The sequence below is a fragment of the Acidovorax sp. GW821-FHT10E04 genome, from assembly GCF_059415185.1.
Genome location: NZ_JBWKMT010000002.1, coordinates 46,189 through 66,450, shown reverse-complemented (window position 1 = coordinate 66,450; position 20,262 = coordinate 46,189). Strand labels below are relative to the sequence as shown.

Sequence of the window (20,262 nt, the reverse complement as noted above, 5' to 3'; positions counted from 1 at the left end):
CGGAATCCTCATCAATATGTCAATGTGACCAGATGTATATGCGACGACGGAGGAAAGGCGCTATCGGGTATGCCCTGCCAATCGGCAAACTATTAGCAAGTTTCAGACCCTGCAAGGCAAGGCCCTTGCCGGAACCCGGCGCCTGCCCGGGGCGCACCGCTTCGGCGCACCAATTTGTGGCGTAAAAATTGCTTATGCTCCGGGGTATGAACGAGTCTCTGCGCATCGTGGTGGTGGCCCCGGACCTGGCCATTGCCGACCCCGACGACGAACACGCCGTGCTGCAGGCGGAGCGTTCGCGGGCGCTGCGCATCGGGCTGCTGGAGAACAATTTCAACCTGATCGCCACGCTGCCCGCGGATGTGTTCCTGAGCGAGCGGATCGCCCAGTTGCAGCCCGACCTGATCATCGTGGACGCCGAGAGCGAGGCCCGCGACGCGCTGGAACACGTGGTGGTGGCCACGCGCGACGAACGCCGCCCCATCGTGATGTTCACCAACGACGAGGACACCTCGCACGTCAAGGACGCGGTGGCCGCGGGCGTGTCGGCCTACATCGTGGCCGGCCTCGCGCCCCAGCGCATCCGCCCCATCCTGGACGTGGCGATGGCGCGCTTCCAGCACGAGCAGGCGCTGCGCGCCGAGCTCGCCGATGCCAAGACCGAGCTCAAGGACCGCAAGACCATCGACCGCGCCAAGGGCCTGCTCATGCAGCGCCAGGGCCTGACCGAGCAGGCCGCGTACGAGAAACTGCGCAAGACCGCCATGGACAAGGGCCTCAAGCTCGTGGATGTGGCCCAGCGCATGCTCGACGTGATGGACCTGCTCGGGTAAGCAGGTGACACCCTCCTGAGGCGCTGCGCGCATCGGTGCAGCCGCCAGAGGCCGCCCGCTCCTGGGGACGTCCAGACTGCGCAGGCAGTCTTGGAGCCGCGGCCCTTGGCCCCTCCTCTCGAATCGCTGCCCGGCTCGGGAAAGGGGACGATCCCCTCGCTGCGCAGCGGTCCTTGCCCGGCATCCCCGGCCTGGGCCACGCCCAGGTCCACCGGCTTCTCCCGGATGGTGCGCCGCACAAAGGCAGTGCGGCATTCACCGCGCGCACAACCTCCGCGCGTTTGCAGGTCAAAAAGGCCCCCAGCGCTTGATCCATTTGCGCAAGCAGCTATTAATTCAATAGCAAACCATGCGCCGAACTGATGCGGAGCCCGTGCGGCAAGGCCTGGCACGCCACTTGCATTAACCCCTGCGAGACCAATGGCGGTCTCACCCCCACACAGCACGGGCCCAAAGGCGGGCCGGTGCTGGGCGAGCCCTTCATCGGGTATCGCCATGGACAGAGGCGTCCCTCACCGACCGGTGCTGCATGTATGCAGGCTGCTCGGGAGGACGCCTTTTTTGTTTTCAACGCTATGAGGAAGTGCCCCATGACCGATCTGCTCAAAACCAGCCTCAACCGCCGCACCGTGCTGCAGGCCGCCACCGTGGGCGCCGTCGGCGTCAGCCCCGCGCTGCGTGCGCTGGTGCACGCCCAGGGCTCGGACGCGCCGGAGAAGAAGGAAGTCAAGATCGGCTTCATCCCGCTGACCGACTGCGCCAGCGTGGTGATGGCCTCGGTGCTCGGCATCGACAAGAAGTACGGCGTGACCATCATCCCCACCAAGGAAGCCTCCTGGGCCGGTGTGCGCGACAAGCTGGTCAACGGCGAACTCGACTTCGCCCACGTGCTGTACGGCCTGGTCTACGGCGTGCACCTGGGCCTGGCCGGGCCCAAGAAGGACATGGCCGTGCTGATGAACCTGAACCACAACGGGCAGGCCATCACGCTGTCCAAGAAGCTCGCCGACAAGGGCGCCGTCAATGGCGCGGGCCTGGCCAAGCTGATGGCCAGCGAGAAGCGCGAGTACACCTTCGCGCAGACCTTCCCCACCGGCACGCACGCCATGTGGCTGTACTACTGGCTGGCGGCCAACGGCATCAACCCGATGAAGGATGCCAAGGTCATCACCGTGCCCCCGCCACAGATGGTGGCCAACATGCGCGTGGGCAACATGGACGGCTTCTGCGTGGGCGAGCCCTGGAACCACCGCGCCATCATGGACGGCATCGGCGTGACGGCCACGACCACGCAGGACATCTGGAAGGACCACCCCGAGAAGGTGCTGGGCACCACGTCCGAATTCGTGCAGAAGTACCCCAACACGGCCCGTGCCGTGACGGCCGCCATCCTGGAGGCCAGCAAGTGGATCGACGAAGGCCTGGCCAACAAGAACAAGATGGCCGAGACCATTGCCGGCAAGGCCTACGTGAACACGGGCGTCGATGCCATCAACCAGCGCATCCTGGGCCGCTACCAGGACGGCATGGGCAAGACCTGGGACGACCCCAACCACATGAAGTTCTTCAACGAGGGCACGGTGAACTTCCCCTACCTCACGGACGGCATGTGGTTCCTCACGCAGCACAAGCGCTGGGGCCTGGTCAAGGACCACCCCGACTACCTGAACGTGGCCAAGGCCGTGAACCGCATCGACGTCTACAAGCAGGCGGCAGCCGCTTCCAAGACGCCGCTGCCCAAGAGCGAAATGCGTACGAGCAAGTTCATGGACGGCGTGGTGTGGGACGGCAAGGACCCCGCCAAGTACGCCGACAGCTTCAAGATCAAGGCGTAAGCGCCCTGCCCCGTCCACCCTGTACAGGAGAACACCATGGTCAGTGCCGTCTTTCACTCCCCGCTGGATGCAGCCCCCGTGGTTGCACAGAACGCTATGAATAATGTAGCTAGCAGCGCTTCCCCCGCAAGCGCCAGAAGCCAAAAACAGTCAAAAACGGCAATGGCGGCAAGCCCTGCGCCCACGGCATCTGCAGCCCCCGCCGGTCGCGACTGGGCGGCGCTGTCGCGCGGCTTCTGGATGGCGGTGCTGCCGCCGCTGTGTGGCCTGGGCTTGCTGGTGGGTCTGTGGGCCGTGGTGTCAGCCACCACGGGCAACAGCATTCCCGGCCCGGTGGAAACCTGGAAGCAGGCGCTGGAAATCTTCAGCAACCCGTTCTACCGCAACGGTCCCAACGACCAGGGCGTGGGCTGGAACGTGCTGATGTCGCTCGAACGCGTGGCCGTGGGCTTTGGCATGGCGGCGCTGGTGGGCATTCCGGCGGGCTTCGTGATCGGGCGCTTCAACTTCCTGTCGCGCATGTTCAACCCGCTCATCAGCCTGCTGCGCCCGGTGTCTCCATTGGCCTGGCTGCCGATCGGCCTCCTGGTGTTCAAGGGTGCCAACCCGGCCGCCATCTGGACGATCTTCATCTGCTCCATCTGGCCCATGATCATCAACACCGCCGTGGGCGTGCAGCGTGTGCCGCAGGACTACATGAACGTGGCCCGCGTGCTCAACCTGTCGGAGTGGAAGATCGCCACCAAGATCCTGTTCCCCGCCGTGCTGCCCTACATGCTGACCGGCGTGCGCCTGGCCGTGGGCACCGCGTGGCTCGTGATCGTGGCGGCCGAGATGCTGACTGGCGGCGTGGGCATCGGGTTCTGGGTGTGGGACGAGTGGAACAACCTCAACGTCAAGAACATCATCATCGCGATCTTCGTGATCGGCATCGTCGGGCTGGTGCTGGAGTTCGCGCTCATCAAGCTGGCCACTGCGTTCACCTTCGAAGAGGTCAAAACCTGACCCACCCCTGAGCCGCGCCTGCGGCGCGTCATCCCCTCAGGTGCCCCCCCAGTGGCCCGGCCAAGCCGGTGCCGCGGCGGTCCTCGAAACAACCCGGAGTTCCTCATGCACACCTCTCTCACCACCAAGTTCATCGAAGTCCATGGCGTGGAGCAGACCTTCAAGACCGCCAAGGGCCTGTTCCCGGCGCTGCGCGACATCAACCTCACGATCGCCAAGGGCGAGTTCGTCGCGCTGATCGGCCACTCGGGCTGCGGCAAGTCCACCCTGCTGAACCTGATCGCGGGGCTGACCACGCCCACCAACGGCGCGCTGCTGTGCGCCAACAAGGAGATCAGGGGCCCGGGGCCGGAGCGCGCCGTGGTGTTCCAGAACCACTCGCTGCTGCCCTGGCTCACCTGCTTTGACAACATCTACCTCGCCGTGGAACGCGTGTTTGGCGGCAAGGAAACGAAGGCCCAGCTCAGGGCCCGCACCGATGCGGCGCTGGCGCTGGTGGGCCTCACGCACGCCGGGCAAAAGCGCCCCGGCGAGATCTCGGGCGGCATGAAGCAGCGCGTGGGCATCGCCCGTGCGCTGGGCATGGAACCCCAGGTGCTGTTGATGGACGAGCCCTTCGGCGCGCTCGATGCCCTGACCCGCGCCAAGCTGCAGGACGAGCTGCTGGAGATCGTGGCGCGCACGCAGAGCACCGTGGTCATGGTCACCCACGACGTGGACGAGGCCGTGCTGCTGTCCGACAAGATCGTGATGATGACCAACGGCCCCGCCGCCACCATTGGCGAGGTGCTGGCCGTCGACCTGCCCCGCCCCCGCCGCCGCGTGGAGCTGGCCGAGGACCCGCGCTACGTGCAGTGCCGCAAGGCGGTGATCGACTTTCTGTACACGCGGCAGGCGCATGTGGAGAAGGCGGCCTGACGGCCAGAGCCTCCGGGGCTTTTCCCCGGCGGGCATCGGGAAGCGGCCTTGGCTTGGGCCAATACGGCACAATGCGGCCCCATCCGCAGGCCGCATTCGCTTCCTGTGGAAGACGGGCCTGGCATCCCGCATCCATGGCGACTTTCCACATGACATCTCCCCCTTTTTTCAGGCCCCACCAGCCCACCGCAAGCGCCGCCTTCCAGATTGACCAAGCCTTCCAACAGGCCCTGACCCTGCATCGCAGTGGACAACTGCAGGGCGCTGCCAACCTCTACCAGCAGATTCTGGCCAGGAGTCCCCATCATCCTGGTGCATTGCACATGCTGGGCGTGGTGGCGCTGGGCAGCGGCGCATTTGCAGACGCGCAACGGCTGATTGGGCAGGCAGTGCGGTTGTTGCCACAGGATGCGGGTGCTCACGTGAATCTGGCTCTGGCACTGGCCGGGGGCGGCAAGCCCCAGGAGGCCCTAGAGCGCATCAATCAGGCTCTAGATCTGCAGCCAGAAATGCCCGCCGCACAAATGAACCGCGTGGGCATCCTCATCAAGGCAGGTTTTCACGAAGAAGCCCTGTCCAGCGCTAGCCAACTTATCGAAGCGGGGCACGACCACCCCGAGCTACGGGTCAACCAGGGGATTGCCCTGCTGGAACTGAAAAGGTCCGAGGAAGCGATTGCCGCTTTCGAGCACGTGCTGGCGGCAGCCCCTGAAAACCTCAAGGCCCTCAACAACCTGGCGTGCGCCCTCATAGAAACAGCTCAGCTTGATGCGGCCATCGCTGCAGCCGACCGGGCGCTGGCGATTCACCCTCAGTATGCAGAGGCGTGTTTGACCAAAGCCCGCGCGCTCGCTGCGCAGGGCCTGCTTTTAGAAGCAGAACCTTTGCTGCGGCGTGCCGCCGAACTGCAGCCTGGCAATGCGCAGGTGGTGCTGGACCATGCAGGCTGCCTTCTGGACCTGCACCTCCACGAACAGGCCATTGCGCAAGTGGAAAATGCCCTTTCCATCAATCCGCAGCAAGCCAGCGCCTACGTCATCGGCGGACGGGCTCTGGCAGGAATGGGAAGGCACGATGACGCGATCGCCAACTACCAAAAGGCCCTGGAAATCGACCCCGCGCTGGAGGCTGCCCACTTTCACAAGGCGGCATCGGAAATCGACCTCAAGCGATTCACCGCCGCCATTGACAGCCTTGCGCATTGCCACGCCGATCCAGCCGTCGCGCAACCCGTGCGCATGCATATCTGCGACTGGACAGGATTCGATTCCTACCTGGAGGAATTGCGGAGCAAGGGTGCGCTGCAAAGAAGCAGCCCCTTTCCCTTCCTTGCGATAGTGGACGACCCACTCCTTCACCTCCAGCTGGCGCGTGCATATCTGAAATTGCATCGGCTGGACAAAGCTGCACAGCACAGCTTCCCTGCACGGCGGCCCGGACGCATCCGAGTGGGGTACTTCTCTGCAGACTACTTCACACATGCCACCACCTACCTGATGGCCGAACTGTTCGAAAGCCACGCCAAGGAACAGTTCGAGATTCACGCGTTTTCGCTTGGCCCCCAGGTGATGGATGGCATCCGCCGCCGTATCGAGCAGAGTGTGGACCATTTTCACGAGGTCGATGGGCGCACAGATCAGGAGATCGCCGCCATGGCTCGGGGCCTGGGAATCGACATCGCGGTCGACTTGAAAGGATTCACCCGGGATGGGCGCATGGGCATTTTTGCCAACCGCTGCGCACCCGTTCAGGTGAGCTATCTCGGCTACCCCGGCACCACCGGTGCCGATTACATGGACTATGTCATTGCAGACGAAGTCGTCATCCCCCCGGAGCACCAGGGATTCTTCACTGAAAAAGCAGTCTGGATGCCGTACAGCTACCAGGTCAACGACAGCCGCCGCCCCATCTCCGACCGCCAGTTCACACGCGCGGAACTGGGCCTGCCAGACAGCGGATTCGTTTTCTGCTGCTTCAACAACAACTACAAAATTCTTCCGGGCACCTTTGACTGCTGGATGCGCATCCTGAAGGCGGTACCTGGCAGCGTTTTGTGGCTGTTCAAGGACAACGAGGCCGCCGCCGAGAATCTCGTCAAGGAGGCCGAAAAGCGCGGCGTGGGTGGCGCTCGCCTGGTCTTTGCACAGCGGATGCCGCTGGACGACCATCTTGCGCGCCATCGGGCGGCAGATCTTTTCATCGACACCCTGCCCTACAACGCCCACACCACTGCCAGCGACGCGCTCTGGGCCGGGCTACCCGTGCTCACGCTCGCGGGCCAGGCCTTCGCGGGACGAGTGGCCGCCAGCCTGCTCACCGCAGTGGGTTTGCCCGAATTGATTACCCACACCCCGCGGGACTACGAAGCCCGTGCCATTGAACTTGCCAGCCAACCCGAGACCTTGGCGGCCGTTCGTGCCAAGCTTCAAAGGCTGCGCACCAACTCGCCGCTGTTTGATGGTCAACGCTTCACACGCGACCTCGAAACGGCCTACCGGATCATGTTCGAGCGCCAGCAAGCCGGTGAGGCTTGCGAGCCGATTCTCGTCGCCGGCTAGCAGCGGGTTCTCGGCCGATCCAGGCTGCCGGCCAACCGGTTTTCTCGCCCACGCGCCTGGGCTGCCGGGCATCTCCTGCCGTCAGCGCGCCCCGGTGATGTACTGCTCCAGCTGCTCGATGATGAATTTCTGCTCGGAAATGATGTCCTTGACCAGGTCACCGATGGAAATCATGCCCACGAGCTTGCTGCTGTCGTCCACCACGGGCAGGTGGCGCAGCCGGTTGCCGGTCATCAGCTGCATGCACTGCTCGCTGGTGTGGTCGGGCCGCACGAACAGCACGGCGGTCGTCATCACGTCCCGCACCTGGGTGACCGAGGACGTGCGCCCCATGAGCGCGATTTTTCGCGCGTAGTCCCGCTCGGTGAAGATGCCCACGATGTCGGCGCCTTCGGTCACGATCAACGCACCGATGCCCTTGTCCGCCATGAGCTTGAGCGCATCGAACACCGAAGTGGCGGGCCCGATGGTATGCACGGTGGCATCGGGTTTGGATTGAAGAATCTTGGCGACTACGGTCATTGGAACCTCCCTCGTGATGGCTGAAACAGGTACAGAGTGATTTCAGCCCATAAGCCTTGCCGATGCAACCCGCGCAAGTGCCATTCACCACACCTTTGGCGCGTTCCCCACGGACTCGATGCACATGTTTCGCACTTGTTGCATTCGGGAGAACCCGAAACAAACCGAAAAGAATCGAAACCGCGCTGAGACGACGCATGCCGCGCCGCCCGGCACGATACAGCCCATGTCCAACGCGCTTTCGAAAGGATTCACCGCCCACCTCTCCTGCCACCACGATCGCTTGCGACTGGCTACCGGCCCTCGGGCCGCAGGCAGAAAGACAGGCGTCTGGATTGTTTCCAAAACTGGAACAGTTAGTTTGCGACCAAATAGTTTTTCTTTGTACCACCGCGGCGTACAGTTCATCCCATCGATGAGCCGAACCCGCAAGGCGACTCACCGAACCCGGTTCAGAAATGGTTTTTGTCCCGGTTTTTCTGAGACGCTTTTTTCTTCCTGAAGGATTTCATCATGAACAAGACCGCCCGCTTCCTCTCCATCGCCGCCGTGGCTGCTTTCGCTTCGTTCGGTGCCCAGGCCGACGAGGCCGATGCTTCGCAGTTCGCCACGAAGTTCGACAACAACCGCACGCGCGCCGAAGTGGCCGCCGAAGCCGCCACCGTGGCCCAGACCCGCTCCATCGAGCCCGCAGGTTCGCGTGTGGTGACCTACCAATCCACCGCCGACCGCGCCGCCGTGCGTGCCCAGGCAGCCGATGCCGTGCGCACCGGCCAGATCCCTTCGGGCGAGCGTGGTTGATCAGCGTTTGATTCGCTGAATCCAGGCCCCCTCCTGCTGCGTATTTCCAAGTACATCGCCCTCATTTTTTTGAATTTCACCGGAGTTTCACCATGAACAAGACCGCACGTTTCCTCTCCATCGCCGCCGTGGCCGCTTTCGCTTCTTTCGGTGCACAGGCCGACGAAGTCGATGCCTCGCAGTTCGCCACGAAGTTCGAGACGAACCGCACCCGTGCCGAAGTGCAAGCCGAAGCCTCGGCAGTGCCCCAAACCAGCGGTGCCATCCCCGTCGGTTCGCGTGCCTTGGTCTACACCTCCACCGCTGACCGCAACGCGGTGAATGCCCAAGCTGCAGACGCCCTGCGCACTGGCAAGATCTCGTCCGGCGAAATCGGCTCCCTGTAATCCGTCCGGCCCGCGCCGCAAGGCGGTGCGGGCAGGCAGTTGCAAATGCAAAAAGGCCGAGGCCCCTTTCGGGGCCTCGGCCTTTTGTCTTTGGGAGCCGCAATGGCGTTGCGGCAGCCGCGTCTCACCCAGGCTTATTTGCTCCCACGCGCCTGCGCCACGGCGCCCTGCACGTCCTTCCACAGCGCCTCACCCACGTTGGCGGCAATGCTGGTGTTGACCGCCCCCAGTTTCTCGCGCATGCGGTTGGCTTCTGTGGGCGACAGTTCGTTGACCTGCATGCCCTTGGCCTTGAGGTCGGCCAGCGCCTTGTCGGCCTCGGCGCGCGTATCCTGGCGCTCGAAGTCGCGGCTCTTCCTCGCGGCATCGAGCAGCACCTTCTGCTCGGCCTTGTTGAGGCCGTCCCAGTACTTCTTGCTGACCAGCACGATCCAGGGGCTGTAGACGTGGTTGGTCACCGTGAGGTACTTCTGCACCTCGTAGAACTTGCTCGACAGGATGGTGTTGTAGGGGTTCTCCTGGCCGTCCACGGTGTTGGTCTCGAGGGCGGTGAACAGTTCCGAGAACGGCAGTGGAACGGCATTGGCTCCCAGGGTCTTGAAGCTGTCGAGGAACACGTTGTTCTGCATCACGCGCAGCTTGATGCCATTCATGTCCTCCAGCTTGGTGACCGGGCGCTTGCTGTTGGTCAGGTTGCGAAAGCCGTTCTCCCAGTACACGAGGCCCACGAGGCCCTTTTCCTGCAGCTTGTCCATCACCTTCTGGCCCACGGGGCCGTCCAGCACCACGTCGGCCTCCTTCGCGTTGTTGAACAGGAAGGGGGTGTCCCAGATCGCCATTTCCTTGGTGATGCCCACCAGCGTGGCGGTGGAGCCCACCATCATCTCCTGCGCACCGCCGACCAGCGCCTGCTGCATCTGCACGTCCGAGCCCAGGGCGGCGGCGCCGATGGCGCGCACCTTCATCTTGCCGCCCGAGGCCTTTTCGACCTCTTCGGCGAACAGCTTGGTGGCACGCCCCTGGTTGGACACTTCGTTGAGGCCGTAGCCAAACCGGATGATGCGCGGCTTGAAGTCCTGCGCGGCGGCCTGGAACGAGCAGGCAAGGGCGGCCACCGACAAGGCGGCCAGAAGGGTGCGGCGGAAAGTTTTCATGGTTGTCTCCATTAGCGGGTGGGAAAGGAAAAAAGAGGGGAGGAAACGGGCGGTCAGCGCAGCCACACCACGGGGGCGGTGACGATCTGTGGAAAGGCGACCAGCAAGGCCAGGATCAGCACGTAGGTGAAGAGGAACGGGTTCACGCCCTTGATCACGCTGTGCATCGATATCCGCCCCACCCCGGCCACCACATTGAGCACCGTGCCCACCGGCGGCGTGATGAGGCCGATCGCGCCGTTGAGCACGAACATCAGGCCGAAATACACCGGGTCGATGCCCGCCTTCACGGCAATGGGCAGCATCACGGGCGCGAAGATCAGGATGGTGGGCGTGAGGTCGAGCGCCGTGCCGATCAGCACCAGCACGATCATCATCACCGCCATCAGGAGGCGGGGGTTCTCCACCAGCGGACCCAGCCAGCTGGTCAGCACATTGGGCAGGTCGGCCAGCGTGATCATGTAGCTGGCCACCTGGGCGCCCGCGCAGAGGAACATCACGATGGAGGTGGTCTTGGCCGCACGCACCAGCACGCCGTAGATTTCCGCGATCTTCATTTCGCGGTGGACGAACAACGCCACCACCAGCGCGTAGAACGCGGCCACCACGGCGGCCTCGGTGGGCGTGAAGACGCCCGACTTCATGCCGCCGATGATGATCAGGGGCATCAGCATGGCCCAGAAGGCACGCACCGTGGCGCGCAGGCGGTCCTTGACGGGCAAGGGTTCGCCCTGCGGCAGGTCCATGCCGCGCAGCACCCAGCGCCAGGCGAAGATGAGGCCCGCGCCCATCATCAGGCCCGGCACGATGCCGGAGACGAACAGCGCAGAGATCGAGGTGTTGGTCGTCACGCCGTAGATGACGAACGGCATGGAGGGCGGGATGATGGGCGCGATGATGCCGCCCGAGGCGATCAGCCCGGCCGACGTGTTCATCGGGTAGCCCTGCTGGCGCATCATGGGCAAGAGGATGGTGGCCAGCGCGGCCGTATCGGCCAGCGCGGAGCCGCTCATGCTGGCCATGAGCACCGCCGCGCCGATGGCCACGTAGCCCAGGCCGCCCCGGATGTGCCCGACCCAGGCCTGCGCCATGTCGATGATGCGGCGGCTGATGCCGCCCGAGTTCATCAGCTCGCCAGCCAGGATGAAGAACGGCACGGCCAGCAGCGGAAAGCTGTCCACCCCCGCCACCAGGTTCTGGGCCAGCAGCTGCGCATCCCAGAAGTCGAGCACCCACGCCATGCCCGCGCCCGTGAGCACGAGGGCCAGGCCCATGTTCATGCCTGTGCCCATGAGCACCAGCATGCCCACGGAGAAAACAATAAAAGCCTGCGCTTCGGGTCCCAGGGACATCATCGGTTACTCCACCTCGGCGCCGTGACCCAGGTCCAGCGGCTTGCGTTGAATCAATTCGATCAGCGCCATGACGCCGATGGCGACAGCGCACAGGAAGGCGGGCAGCGGCAACAGGGCCGCCGGGTAGCCCAGCACCACGGAATGGCTGTCCATGCCGACGATCACCTGGTGCCAGGCGCCCCAGGCCAGCATCGCGCAGGCCGCGATCACCAGCAGCCGGATCAACGCCGTGAGCGCGCCAAATGCCAGGGGACGCTTGGCGAGCAGGCCCGCCAGGCTGGTGAAGGCCATGTGCTCGCCGGCGGGGTAGGCCGCCGCGGCGCCAATGAAAACCATCCACACGAAAAGCAGGCGCGAGAGTTCTTCGCTCGCCACGACGCCACTGCCAAAGCCGTAGCGCAGCACCACATTCACGAACACGGCCACGGCCATCACGGCCAGGCAGGCGGCCATGAGCACCTGGGAGGCGGCGACGTACCGGCTGGGCCGCACGGGGGTGGAGTCTTCCGGGGTGGTCATGCGGCCTCCGTGGCGGCGATCCAGGCCGAGGCCTGCTGTTGAAGAACGGCCAGGGCGGCCAGTGCATCCAGCCGCAGCACTCCCGCCTCGCCCACGGGCGACTCGAGCGTGGCGAACTGGCTGTCCACCAGCGCGCTGGAAAAGAAATGGGTCCCGGCACGGTCGGCCACGCGCTGGCCCGCGCTGGCACGGTCGATCTCCAGGAAAACGAACCGCAGCCCCGGGCAGGCATCGCGCAGGCGGTCCCGGTAGGACTTCTTGAGCGCGGAGCACGTCAGGACCGCGCCATGGGGCTGCGCCTGCAGCAGCTGCCCGAGCGTGGCGAGCCACCCCTCGCGGTCTGCATCGGTCAGCGCGATGCCCTGGCGCATCTTTTCACGGCTCGCCGGGCTGTGGTGGTCGTCTCCCTCGATCAGCGGCAGGCCCTCGGCTTGCGCCAGGGCCGAGCCCAGGCTCGACTTGCCGCAGCCCGCCACGCCCATGACCACCAGAAAAACCGTCGACGGCAAAACACTCATATTGGTAGCGCTATCCAATTGATCCATAAAAAAGGCACCCTGGCTGGATGCCGCAATAACCGTGGCAACTTTTGCAACTTCGTCCAAAATGGGCGTCAATGCCTTGTCCCATCGTTTGGACAGCGCTATCCTAACCACATCCATCCGCACCCCAATGAGGGTTAACCCTTGAACAAACCCGAGACAAGGCGCCGCTCCAGCGGCCGCATGACACTGAGCGACGTGGCCCAGGCCGCCGAGGTCAGCCCCATCACCGCCTCCCGCGCGCTGCGCGGCGAGCGCGGCGTGGCGCAGGAACTGGTGCAGCGCGTGAAAGACGCCGCCCAGCGGCTGGGCTACGTGCCCGACCCCGCCGCCAGGGCCCTCGCCTCCCAGCGCAGCGTGCAGGTACCCGTGCTCGTGCCCCTGCTGTCCAACGCCCTGTTCGTCGACGTGCTGGAAGCCGTGCACCGCGCGCTGTTCCCCCACGGCTACCAGGCGCTGATCGGCGTGACCCACTACGACCCGCAGGAAGAAGAGCAGCTGCTGCGCACCTACCTGGCTCACCGCCCGGCGGGGCTGCTGGTCACCGGCTTCGACCGCACCGAGGCATCGCGCCAGATGATCGCCGCCAGTGGCGTGCCGTGCGTGCACCTGATGGAGATGACCTCCGCGCCCGGCGTGTACTGCGTGGGCTTTTCGCAGCAGGACGGTGGCCACGGCATGACGGCCCATCTGCTGGCCCGGGGCCGTCGCCGCGTGGCGTTTGTCGCGGCCCAGCTCGACCCCCGCACCATGCAGCGCGCCGAAGGCTACCGCCGCTGCCTGAAGGAAGCGGGCCTGTACGACCCGAAGCTGGAACTGCTCAGCCCCCAGCCCTCGTCCATGCGGCTGGGCGGAGAACTGCTGGAGGAACTGCTGCGCACCCGCCCGGGCGTCGATGCCGTGTTCTTCTGCAACGACGACCTGGCGCAGGGCGGCCTGCTGGCAGCGCAGCGGCTGGGCCTGCAGGTGCCCGGCCAGGTCGCCATCGCGGGCTTCAACGATCTGGCCGGCAGCGACCAGATGCTGCCGCCGCTGACCACGGTGCGCACGCCACGCTCGGCCATCGGCGAGGCCAGTGCGCGCATGCTGCTCGCGCTGATGCGCGGCGAGGCGCCCGAGCGGAACTCGGTCGACCTGGGCTTTGAGTTGACCGTGCGGGGGAGCACCTGAAGGGAGGAGCAGCACAGGGGCCGGAAACCCTGGGTTTCTAGCCTTTTTGGCCTCCAGCCCTCATGCACAAAGCGCTAGCCGCTATGGTTTTTGATTTCATCAAGAACCCCGCCGCGCCCCCAGCCCACATCCTCAGCCCGCGCCCATGGCCTCGTGCCAATACCCGACCGTTGCGCCCCGGGCCAGAAGGTGCGCCACGGCCGAGCCAGGAGCCACCCAGCGAATGTAGGGCGTGGGGTCGCCAGCCAGCACCTTGAGGCCCACGGCCGTGCCAGAGGAGCCGGGCACGCAGGGGATGGGATTGGCCAACGTGCCCGGCACCAGTTCGGCGTATTCCGCCAGCGTGTCCTCGTGCTCGCGATAGCCGCGGTAGCGGTCGTATGTTTCGCGGTCCACCCGGGCCCAGCAGATGAAACCCAGCGGCTTGAGGTCATCGGCCTTGAACGGGACCTCCAGCTCACAGCTGATGAAGTACTGCTCGTCGCCGATGCGGCAGGTGAAGTCGTCGTCGAACACGAGTTCATGCTCACGCTCGAGGGCCGGGTCCGGCAGCCGCCACATCATGTAGGGCGAGAGTTCATCGTGGTCCTTGCCGCAGCTCGCGCAGGTGTATGCCATAGGGATCGACTCCTGTGATGTGCGCACTATGCACCGGCGTGGCGTGCCACGGACACCCGCGCGTCCTGGTACGGCAACAGCGGCGTGCCGCTTGGCCACGCCTTCAGCGCACCGGCCCGCACAGGGCGGCTGCCCAGCTTGCCGACGCACTCCAGCCCCCGGCCACGGGCCGATGGAGGTACGGCTGCACCAGGCACCAGCCCTGCGCCGCACAACGGTGCCTGCGTTCTCTTGCAGCAGGCGCGCACGCAGCCATGCAGGCAGGTCGCGATGAATCGTTCGGTGGTTGAAACTGCCATGGTCTCCATCAGCAGGCAGGCACCCGCGCCCTGCCCTGGCCGCGAAGGCTACCGCACACCGCCGGCCGCGGCCACCCTACCGGCGGGGGGCGGGCGTGCAAGAACCCATGTCCCGCGAGGCCGTGGGCCGCCGCCCACGCAACCGGCCGCCCGGCGCCTGTCAGACGGGCGCCAGCGCGCGGCTGGAAGACTTTGCCGCCTGGCCGCCCTTCATCTCCTTGCGCAGCGCCACCGCATCGCGCGTCTGCGCGGGCGCCGAGGCATCGATGCGGAACACCTGCACCGTCTCGGTCATGGTCTGGGCCTGGCCGTTGAGCTGCATGGCCGACGCGGCGTTCTCCTCCACCAGCGCGGCGTTCTGCTGCGTGATGGTGTCGAGCTGGGCCACCGCCGAGTTCACCTGCGAGATGCCGCTGAGCTGTTCGTTGGACGCGCTGTGGATCTCGCCGATCAGCGTGTTCACCCTGCGCACCAGCTCCAGCGATTCGGCCATGGTCTTCTGCGCGGCGTCGGTTTTTTCATGGCCCTCGCTCACCTTGGTGGCGGAGTCGTCGATCAGCTGGCGGATTTCCTTGGCGGCGGACTGCGTGCGGTGCGACAGGCTGCGCACCTCCGACGCCACCACCGCGAACCCCCGCCCCTGCTCGCCCGCGCGCGCGGCCTCCACGGCCGCGTTGAGCGCCAGGATGTTGGTCTGGAACGCGATGGAGTCGATGAGCTGCGTGATCTCGCTGATGCGGCCCGACGCGGCCTGGATCTGCTTCATCGTGCTGGCCACGCCATCCACGGCCTCGCTGCTGCGCTCGGCCACCCCGGTGGCCTGCGTGGCCAGCACCGTGGCCTGGCGCGCCGACTCGGCGGTTTGCTTGACGGTGCCGGTGATCTCCTCCATCGACGCGGCCGTCTGCTGCAGGTTGCCGGCCTGCGCCTCGGTGCGCGCCGACAGGTCCTGGTTGCCCTGCGCGATCTCGCGGGTGGAGACCTGCATGTGCTCGCTCTCCTGGCGCGCGTCGCGCACGATGGACAGCAGGTTCACGTTGAGCTGCGCCAGCGCCTTCTGCAGGTCGCCCACCGTGTCGCTGCGCGTGGCGCTGATCTTCTGCGTCAGGTCGCCTGCCGCCATGCGGTTGGCCCAGCGCAGCATCTGCGCCAGCGGCGCGACCGTGACCTTGTGCAGGTAGGCCGCCATGGCCAGCGCCAGCAGCGCCACGGCCACCCACGCCACCCCGGACGCGAGCGTCACCGCATGCCCGCCCAGCCATGCGGCCCCGAACGAGGCGAGCACCAGCAGCAGCGTGCAGAGCATCATCTTGCCCAGGGGCCCCAGGCGCACCCAGCCGGCGACGCGCCCCCAGGACGTGTTCTTCACCAGCTGGCCCGCGCGCAGCACGTGCACGGACGTGCCGGCCTGCTTCTCAGCCTGCATCTGCCGGTACAGCCGGTCGGCCGCCTGGATCTCTTCGCGCGTGGCCTCGGTGCGCACCGACATGTAGCCCGTGGGCTGGTCGCCCTGCATCAGGGGCGTCACGTTGGCCATCACCCAGTAGAAAGAGCCGTCCTTGCGCCGGTTCTTGACCGCCGCCGACCAGGGTGCGCCGCTGGCGATGGTGTCCCACATGTCGCGAAACGCCTCCTCGGGCATGTCCGGGTGCCGGATCATGTTGTGGGGCTGGCCCAGGAGTTCTTCCTTTTCGTACCCGCTGACCTCGATGAACATCGGGTTGCAGTACAGGATGCGCCCCTTGAGATCGGTGGTGGACACCAGGGTCTGGCCGGCGGGAAACGCATATTCCTGGGTGCTGACGGGCAGATTGACGCGCATGGTGGGTCCCTCATCAAAGAATGGGAATAGGCCGTTGCTCGGTCCACCGCCCCCTGGCACCACGAGACACGCCAGGCACGGATGCAAACCATGCTAATCCAGGAACTTGCAATCCTGAAACAAATTCGGGCCGTGCCGCGCCAAAAATCCCCAAACAGGTGCATCGCGCCCACACCGGGTTGGTGCGTTGCGCTGCACCATTCCAGGCACCCCGCCGGCCGGGCACCCATCCCAGCCGCAGCGAACGCTGGCGCATGACGGCGCCCGGGCTGGGTTCCTTTTGCGCTTTGGCAATGCACCGGCTTGGCACAGCCATTGCTTGAGGAAGCCTGCGGCCAATGCGGGCCGCGTGTCAGCCCGGTGCAACGGCGGATTGGGCGAACAGGACGTTGGCGTCTTCATGGGCAGGCACAGGCTGGGACACAGCCCGAGCAGTCCATGCAGGCGCCTTTTTGTTTTTCTGCCCGGCTGGGGTGTGCTTGCGGCAGGCACCACGGCCCTTTTGCGCAAGATCGCCATGCTTCAATTTCGCGAGTTCCTCAAGTCCGGCCACGCGCCCACGCTGTGGTCGTCCTTTCTGTATTTCGGTTTCTCGTGCGCAATCTGGGTGATCAACGGTGCCATGGCGCCGTTCATCCGCGAGGCCTTCCAGCTCACACCCACGCAGATGGGCATGATGCTGTCCATCCCCATCTTCGCGGGCGCGCTCATGCGTTTTCCGCTGGGCATCCTGGCGCAGTACATCGGCCGCAAGAACGCCACGCTGGTCGAGATGGCCGGCATCTTCCTGGCCATGGGCTTTGGCTACATGTTCGTGCACACCTACAACGACCTGCTGGCCATGGGCATCCTGCTGGGCGTGGCGGGCGCCAGCTTTGGCGTGGCGCTGTCGCTGGGCTCGGGCTCGTTTCCGCCGCGCTACAAGGGCCTGGCCATGGGCATCGTGGGCGCCGGCAACGTGGGTACGGCGGTGGCCGCCCTGCTCGCCCCCGCGCTGGCGCAAAAGTTCGGCTGGCAGGCCGTGTATGGCTTTGCCGCCGTGAGCGTGGCCATCCCCGCGCTGGTGATGGCCGTCTACGCCAAAGAACCTCCAGACCTCGCGGCCCACAGCAGCTTTCGTGAACACATTGCCTGCCTGTTCGAGAAGGACGGCTGGGCCTTCAGCCTGATCTACGCCGTGACGTTTGGCGGCTTCATCGGCCTGACCGCCTTTTTGCCCAGCTACTTCTACGACCAGTTCAGCGTGAGCAAGGTACAGGCGGGCCAGCTCACGATGATGGCGGCCTTTCTGGGCGCGGCCCTGCGCGTGTTCGGCGGCTGGCTGTCGGACCACTGGGGCGGCGTCAACACACTGACGGGCGTGCTCGCCATCACGGCCGTGAGCATGGTGCTGTGTGGCCTGGCAGAGAACTCGCTGCCCATCACCATGCTGCTGTTCCTGGTGTGTTTTGCGGCGCTGGGCGCGGGCAACGGCGCACTGTTCCAGCTGGTGCCGCTGCGCTGGCCGCTGACCACGGCGGTGGCGGGCTCGATGATCGGTGAGATCGGCGCGCTGGGCGGCGGCCTCATCCCCAACGGCATGGGCATCTCGCGCCAGTACACAGGCACTTACCTGTGGGGTTTCGTGGGCATCGCAGTGTGTGCGCTGGCCATGCTGCTGCTGCTGCGCGTGATGCAGATCCGCTGGACGCGGACCTGGGCCGAACGCGGCGGACGGGCCAGGACTTCCTCCTGAGGCGTTGCGGCCTTGCCTTGTGCCTGCCCACGGAGGCGCGGGCACGGGCCGCCCGAAAGGAAAAGCCCCTGCCCGGCATCCCCGCAGGGGCCGGGGCGGCTTCAGAGGCCGCGCACCACCGCGATGTTATCTTGAAGGAAAAACAGGCCCTGGCGCTTTCTCCATCAGCGCCGGCAGCTATGTTTTCAATAGCAATCAACCACCATTGCCGCCCCCTACCGGGGCAGGAACAGCAGCCAGTAGATCAGCAGCAGGTTCACCAGCACGCTCACCGCGAGCGCGATCTTCCACAGGGCCGTGGCATCGCGCTGCATCAGGGGCTGGGGGCCGGGGGCCGACAGGGGCCGCGACGCGCCGCGCTCCAGGGCCAGCAGCAGCTCCTCCGCCGTCTCGAAGCGCTGCGCGCGGTGGCGCGCCACGGCCTTCAGGGCGATCTGGTCGAGCCAGATGGGCACGCCCGGGTTGTGGCGGCTGGGGGCCACGGGGTCGCGGTGGTAGCGGCCCAGCTGGTACTGCACCACCTCGCCATAGGGCAGGCGCCCGTGGCTGAGCAGCTGGTACAGCGTGACGCCCAGCGCGAACAGGTCGCTGCCCGCGTCGGGCAGCTGGCCGGCGGGATCGCCGTTGCGTTCGTAGCCCGGCCACTGCTCGGGGTTCATGTAGCTGGGGGTGCCCGCGTGCAGGCGGCGCGTGGCCTCGGGTTCGCGGCCCGAGAGGGCCACGCCCAGGTCCAGCACGCGCAGCACGCCGTCGTCGCCCAGGTGCAGGTTGTCGGGCTTGATGTCGCGGTGCACCACGCCCTGGCGGTGCAGCCAGCCCAGCACGCGCGCGGCCTGCACGGCCACCGTCACGGCCTGCCCCACGGCCAGGTGCTGGCGGTGGCGCAGGCGCTGCCCCAGCGTGTCGCCGGAATGCCAGTCGTACAGCAGGTAAAACGCGCTGGCCCCCGCGCCGTCGCCCGTGCCGGTGGCGCCCAATGGCCAGTCGTTGAGCCGCGCCAGATGGGCTGCGGCCTGGCCCGACTGCATGCGCCGCGCCACCCAGGCCTCGTGCGCCAGCGTGGCCCGCTCCTGCGCGTCGTGGGCGCGCGCGGGCAGCAGGGTCTTGAGGGCATACAGCCGCTGCGTAGCCCCGTCGCGCACCTGGTAGATGCGGTGGATGCCGCTGTCGGCCACCAGGGCCGTCACCGTGAGGCCATCCACGGTGTCGCCCACCTTGAGCAGGGGCAGCACGGGCAGGTCCTGCGCACGGCGGGATTCATCCTGCAGCGTGGCCTCCAGAACGCCCTGCACCTGCACGATCAGCGCGGTCACGTTGTCGCTGCTGCCTCGGCGCAGCGCGGCCTGCACCAGCCCGTCGCTCAGGGCCTGCGCCGGCCCGCCCTGGCGCAGCAGCTGGCGCAGTTCGCGCACGGGAAGGCTGCCGTGCACGCCATCGGAGAGCAGCACGAACAGGTCGCCGCTGTGCAGTTCGCCCTGGCTGTAGTCCACCACCACATGGTCATCCAGGCCCATGGCGCGGGTGAGCTGGTGGGCGAAGTCGTGCTGCGACATCACGTGGTCGGCGGTCAGCTGCTGCAGCCGGCCGCCGCGCAGCAGGTAGGCCCGCGTGTCGCCCACATGGGCCAGCGTGTACGACTGGCCGCGCAGCACCAGCGCGGTCACGGTGGTCAGCCCCACCGCGGGCTGGCGGCGCCGGTTCATGGACGCGAGCCAGCCGTTGTGGGCGGACAGGATGCGGTCCAGCGCCACCGTGGTATCCCAGGTGTCGGGCGTGGCGAAGTAGTCGTTCACCAGCGTGTTGACCGTGGTCTGGGCGGCCTCGCGGCCGTTGCCGCCCGTGCTCACGCCATCGGCGATGGCGGCGATTGCACCCCGCTCGCGCTCGCGCCCCTGCCCGGACACCAGCGCGGCGAAGTCCTCGTTCAACGCCTTGCGCCCGGCCTGCGAGGTGTAGCCAAAGTCCAGTTCAAAACTCATGCACCAGCTCCATGCAGGTTTCATGCCCAAGGTGGTGCATGCCGCGCCCGCCGGGTGCGCGGGGCGGCACGGGTCCGGCCCCGGCCTGCCCCATTCTCCGGGCCCGGCGCCAGCCCGCGCCCCAGATGCGTGCAGGGCGACTGGCACAAGCATTGCTTAACGTAGGCAACGACCCTGCGGGGTCCCGCAATTCAGCCGTGCAATGGCGCAC

18 protein-coding genes are annotated in these 20,262 nt (G+C 66.2%); 9 read left to right on the top strand and 9 right to left on the bottom strand.

Translation table 11 applies throughout. The features are described 5' to 3' along the window. The first annotated feature begins 206 nt into the window (after positions 1-206). From AC07OC_RS05155 to AC07OC_RS05135, 5 genes are all read left to right on the top strand, one after another. Positions 207-833, top strand: coding sequence for an ANTAR domain-containing response regulator (locus tag AC07OC_RS05155; RefSeq protein WP_218293883.1), 627 nt, complete (start codon positions 207-209; stop codon positions 831-833). A 590-nt stretch (positions 834-1,423) separates the two neighbouring features. Next, positions 1,424-2,668 carry a CmpA/NrtA family ABC transporter substrate-binding protein gene (locus AC07OC_RS05150; protein ID WP_218340636.1) on the top strand — a complete coding sequence of 415 codons (1,245 nt, stop codon included), beginning with the start codon at positions 1,424-1,426 and terminating at the stop codon, positions 2,666-2,668. Between the two features lie 36 nt (positions 2,669-2,704). Then, complete coding sequence (gene ntrB, locus AC07OC_RS05145; RefSeq protein ID WP_492245541.1) at positions 2,705-3,673, top strand: nitrate ABC transporter permease; 969 nt, start codon at positions 2,705-2,707, stop codon at positions 3,671-3,673. A 105-nt stretch (positions 3,674-3,778) separates the two neighbouring features. Continuing rightward, positions 3,779-4,591 carry an ABC transporter ATP-binding protein gene (locus tag AC07OC_RS05140; protein ID WP_218340634.1) on the top strand — a complete coding sequence of 271 codons (813 nt, stop codon included), beginning with the start codon at positions 3,779-3,781 and terminating at the stop codon, positions 4,589-4,591. 149 nt (positions 4,592-4,740) lie between these two features. Then, positions 4,741-7,149 carry a tetratricopeptide repeat protein gene (locus AC07OC_RS05135; RefSeq protein WP_218340633.1) on the top strand — a complete coding sequence of 803 codons (2,409 nt, stop codon included), beginning with the start codon at positions 4,741-4,743 and terminating at the stop codon, positions 7,147-7,149. Between the two features lie 81 nt (positions 7,150-7,230). Here AC07OC_RS05135 and AC07OC_RS05130 read toward each other — a convergent pair whose 3' ends face one another. Then, positions 7,231-7,671: a CBS domain-containing protein gene (locus AC07OC_RS05130; RefSeq protein ID WP_218293878.1), complete on the bottom strand. Its 441-nt coding sequence runs from the start codon at positions 7,669-7,671 to the stop codon at positions 7,231-7,233. Between the two features lie 513 nt (positions 7,672-8,184). On the opposite strand from AC07OC_RS05130, the gene AC07OC_RS05125 reads away from it, so the two are divergent. Beyond that, positions 8,185-8,472, top strand: a complete 288-nt coding sequence (locus AC07OC_RS05125) for a DUF4148 domain-containing protein (protein ID WP_494600466.1) — start codon at positions 8,185-8,187, stop codon at positions 8,470-8,472. Between the two features lie 92 nt (positions 8,473-8,564). Then, the gene (locus AC07OC_RS05120; protein WP_218293876.1) at positions 8,565-8,858 is read left to right on the top strand and encodes a DUF4148 domain-containing protein; all 294 of its coding nucleotides are present in this window, start codon (positions 8,565-8,567) and stop codon (positions 8,856-8,858) included. Between the two features lie 134 nt (positions 8,859-8,992). Here AC07OC_RS05120 and AC07OC_RS05115 read toward each other — a convergent pair whose 3' ends face one another. Genes AC07OC_RS05115 through AC07OC_RS05100 form a run of 4 tightly spaced genes read right to left on the bottom strand, consistent with a single transcriptional unit; the run spans position 8,993 to position 12,368 of the window. Beyond that, positions 8,993-10,012: a TRAP transporter substrate-binding protein gene (locus AC07OC_RS05115; RefSeq protein ID WP_218340632.1), complete on the bottom strand. Its 1,020-nt coding sequence runs from the start codon at positions 10,010-10,012 to the stop codon at positions 8,993-8,995. A gap of 53 nt (positions 10,013-10,065) precedes the next feature. Beyond that, positions 10,066-11,364 carry a TRAP transporter large permease gene (locus tag AC07OC_RS05110; RefSeq protein ID WP_218293874.1) on the bottom strand — a complete coding sequence of 433 codons (1,299 nt, stop codon included), beginning with the start codon at positions 11,362-11,364 and terminating at the stop codon, positions 10,066-10,068. 6 nt (positions 11,365-11,370) lie between these two features. Further along, positions 11,371-11,886, bottom strand: coding sequence for a TRAP transporter small permease subunit (locus tag AC07OC_RS05105; RefSeq protein WP_218293873.1), 516 nt, complete (start codon positions 11,884-11,886; stop codon positions 11,371-11,373). After that, entirely contained in the window at positions 11,883-12,368 is a 486-nt protein-coding gene (locus tag AC07OC_RS05100) for a gluconokinase (RefSeq protein WP_218294444.1), read from the bottom strand. Before AC07OC_RS05100 ends, AC07OC_RS05105 begins: the two co-directional genes overlap by 4 nt. 204 nt (positions 12,369-12,572) lie before the next feature. On the opposite strand from AC07OC_RS05100, the gene gntR reads away from it, so the two are divergent. Next, positions 12,573-13,598 carry an HTH-type transcriptional regulator GntR gene (gene gntR, locus AC07OC_RS05095; protein ID WP_492245540.1) on the top strand — a complete coding sequence of 342 codons (1,026 nt, stop codon included), beginning with the start codon at positions 12,573-12,575 and terminating at the stop codon, positions 13,596-13,598. 132 nt (positions 13,599-13,730) lie between these two features. On the opposite strand, the gene AC07OC_RS05090 is transcribed toward gntR, so the two are convergent. From AC07OC_RS05090 to AC07OC_RS05080, 3 genes are all read right to left on the bottom strand, one after another. After that, positions 13,731-14,216 (bottom strand): DUF2199 domain-containing protein, encoded by a 486-nt coding sequence (locus tag AC07OC_RS05090; RefSeq protein WP_494600465.1) that lies wholly within the window; start codon positions 14,214-14,216, stop codon positions 13,731-13,733. A 26-nt stretch (positions 14,217-14,242) separates the two neighbouring features. Beyond that, positions 14,243-14,515 (bottom strand): hypothetical protein, encoded by a 273-nt coding sequence (locus AC07OC_RS05085; protein WP_218340629.1) that lies wholly within the window; start codon positions 14,513-14,515, stop codon positions 14,243-14,245. Positions 14,516-14,675: 160 nt separating this feature from the next. Next, entirely contained in the window at positions 14,676-16,337 is a 1,662-nt protein-coding gene (locus AC07OC_RS05080) for a methyl-accepting chemotaxis protein (protein WP_218293871.1), read from the bottom strand. 517 nt (positions 16,338-16,854) lie between these two features. Between AC07OC_RS05080 and AC07OC_RS05075 the strand changes: the two genes are divergently transcribed. Continuing rightward, positions 16,855-18,072 carry an MFS transporter gene (locus AC07OC_RS05075; protein ID WP_218340628.1) on the top strand — a complete coding sequence of 406 codons (1,218 nt, stop codon included), beginning with the start codon at positions 16,855-16,857 and terminating at the stop codon, positions 18,070-18,072. Positions 18,073-18,287: 215 nt separating this feature from the next. On the opposite strand, the gene AC07OC_RS05070 is transcribed toward AC07OC_RS05075, so the two are convergent. Then, the gene (locus tag AC07OC_RS05070; RefSeq protein WP_218340627.1) at positions 18,288-20,051 is read right to left on the bottom strand and encodes a bifunctional protein-serine/threonine kinase/phosphatase; all 1,764 of its coding nucleotides are present in this window, start codon (positions 20,049-20,051) and stop codon (positions 18,288-18,290) included. Positions 20,052-20,262: the final 211 nt, after the last annotated feature.

What these genes read in the sequence shown, in the direction of transcription:
- ntrB (WP_492245541.1), top strand. Translation starts at nt 2,705, where the DNA reads ATGGTCAGTGCCGTCTTTCACTCCCCGCTGGATGCAGCCCCCGTGGTT.
- AC07OC_RS05110 (WP_218293874.1), bottom strand. Translation starts at nt 11,364, where the DNA reads ATGTCCCTGGGACCCGAAGCGCAGGCTTTTATTGTTTTCTCCGTGGGC.
- AC07OC_RS05100 (WP_218294444.1), bottom strand. Translation starts at nt 12,368, where the DNA reads ATGGGCGTGGCGGGCTGCGGCAAGTCGAGCCTGGGCTCGGCCCTGGCG.
- AC07OC_RS05105 (WP_218293873.1), bottom strand. Translation starts at nt 11,886, where the DNA reads ATGACCACCCCGGAAGACTCCACCCCCGTGCGGCCCAGCCGGTACGTC.
- AC07OC_RS05070 (WP_218340627.1), bottom strand. Translation starts at nt 20,051, where the DNA reads ATGAGTTTTGAACTGGACTTTGGCTACACCTCGCAGGCCGGGCGCAAG.
- AC07OC_RS05080 (WP_218293871.1), bottom strand. Translation starts at nt 16,337, where the DNA reads ATGCGCGTCAATCTGCCCGTCAGCACCCAGGAATATGCGTTTCCCGCC.
- AC07OC_RS05075 (WP_218340628.1), top strand. Translation starts at nt 16,855, where the DNA reads ATGCTTCAATTTCGCGAGTTCCTCAAGTCCGGCCACGCGCCCACGCTG.
- AC07OC_RS05130 (WP_218293878.1), bottom strand. Translation starts at nt 7,671, where the DNA reads ATGACCGTAGTCGCCAAGATTCTTCAATCCAAACCCGATGCCACCGTG.
- AC07OC_RS05135 (WP_218340633.1), top strand. Translation starts at nt 4,741, where the DNA reads ATGACATCTCCCCCTTTTTTCAGGCCCCACCAGCCCACCGCAAGCGCC.
- AC07OC_RS05115 (WP_218340632.1), bottom strand. Translation starts at nt 10,012, where the DNA reads ATGAAAACTTTCCGCCGCACCCTTCTGGCCGCCTTGTCGGTGGCCGCC.
- AC07OC_RS05125 (WP_494600466.1), top strand. Translation starts at nt 8,185, where the DNA reads ATGAACAAGACCGCCCGCTTCCTCTCCATCGCCGCCGTGGCTGCTTTC.
- AC07OC_RS05090 (WP_494600465.1), bottom strand. Translation starts at nt 14,216, where the DNA reads ATGGCATACACCTGCGCGAGCTGCGGCAAGGACCACGATGAACTCTCG.
- AC07OC_RS05085 (WP_218340629.1), bottom strand. Translation starts at nt 14,515, where the DNA reads ATGGCAGTTTCAACCACCGAACGATTCATCGCGACCTGCCTGCATGGC.
- AC07OC_RS05140 (WP_218340634.1), top strand. Translation starts at nt 3,779, where the DNA reads ATGCACACCTCTCTCACCACCAAGTTCATCGAAGTCCATGGCGTGGAG.
- AC07OC_RS05120 (WP_218293876.1), top strand. Translation starts at nt 8,565, where the DNA reads ATGAACAAGACCGCACGTTTCCTCTCCATCGCCGCCGTGGCCGCTTTC.
- AC07OC_RS05155 (WP_218293883.1), top strand. Translation starts at nt 207, where the DNA reads ATGAACGAGTCTCTGCGCATCGTGGTGGTGGCCCCGGACCTGGCCATT.
- AC07OC_RS05150 (WP_218340636.1), top strand. Translation starts at nt 1,424, where the DNA reads ATGACCGATCTGCTCAAAACCAGCCTCAACCGCCGCACCGTGCTGCAG.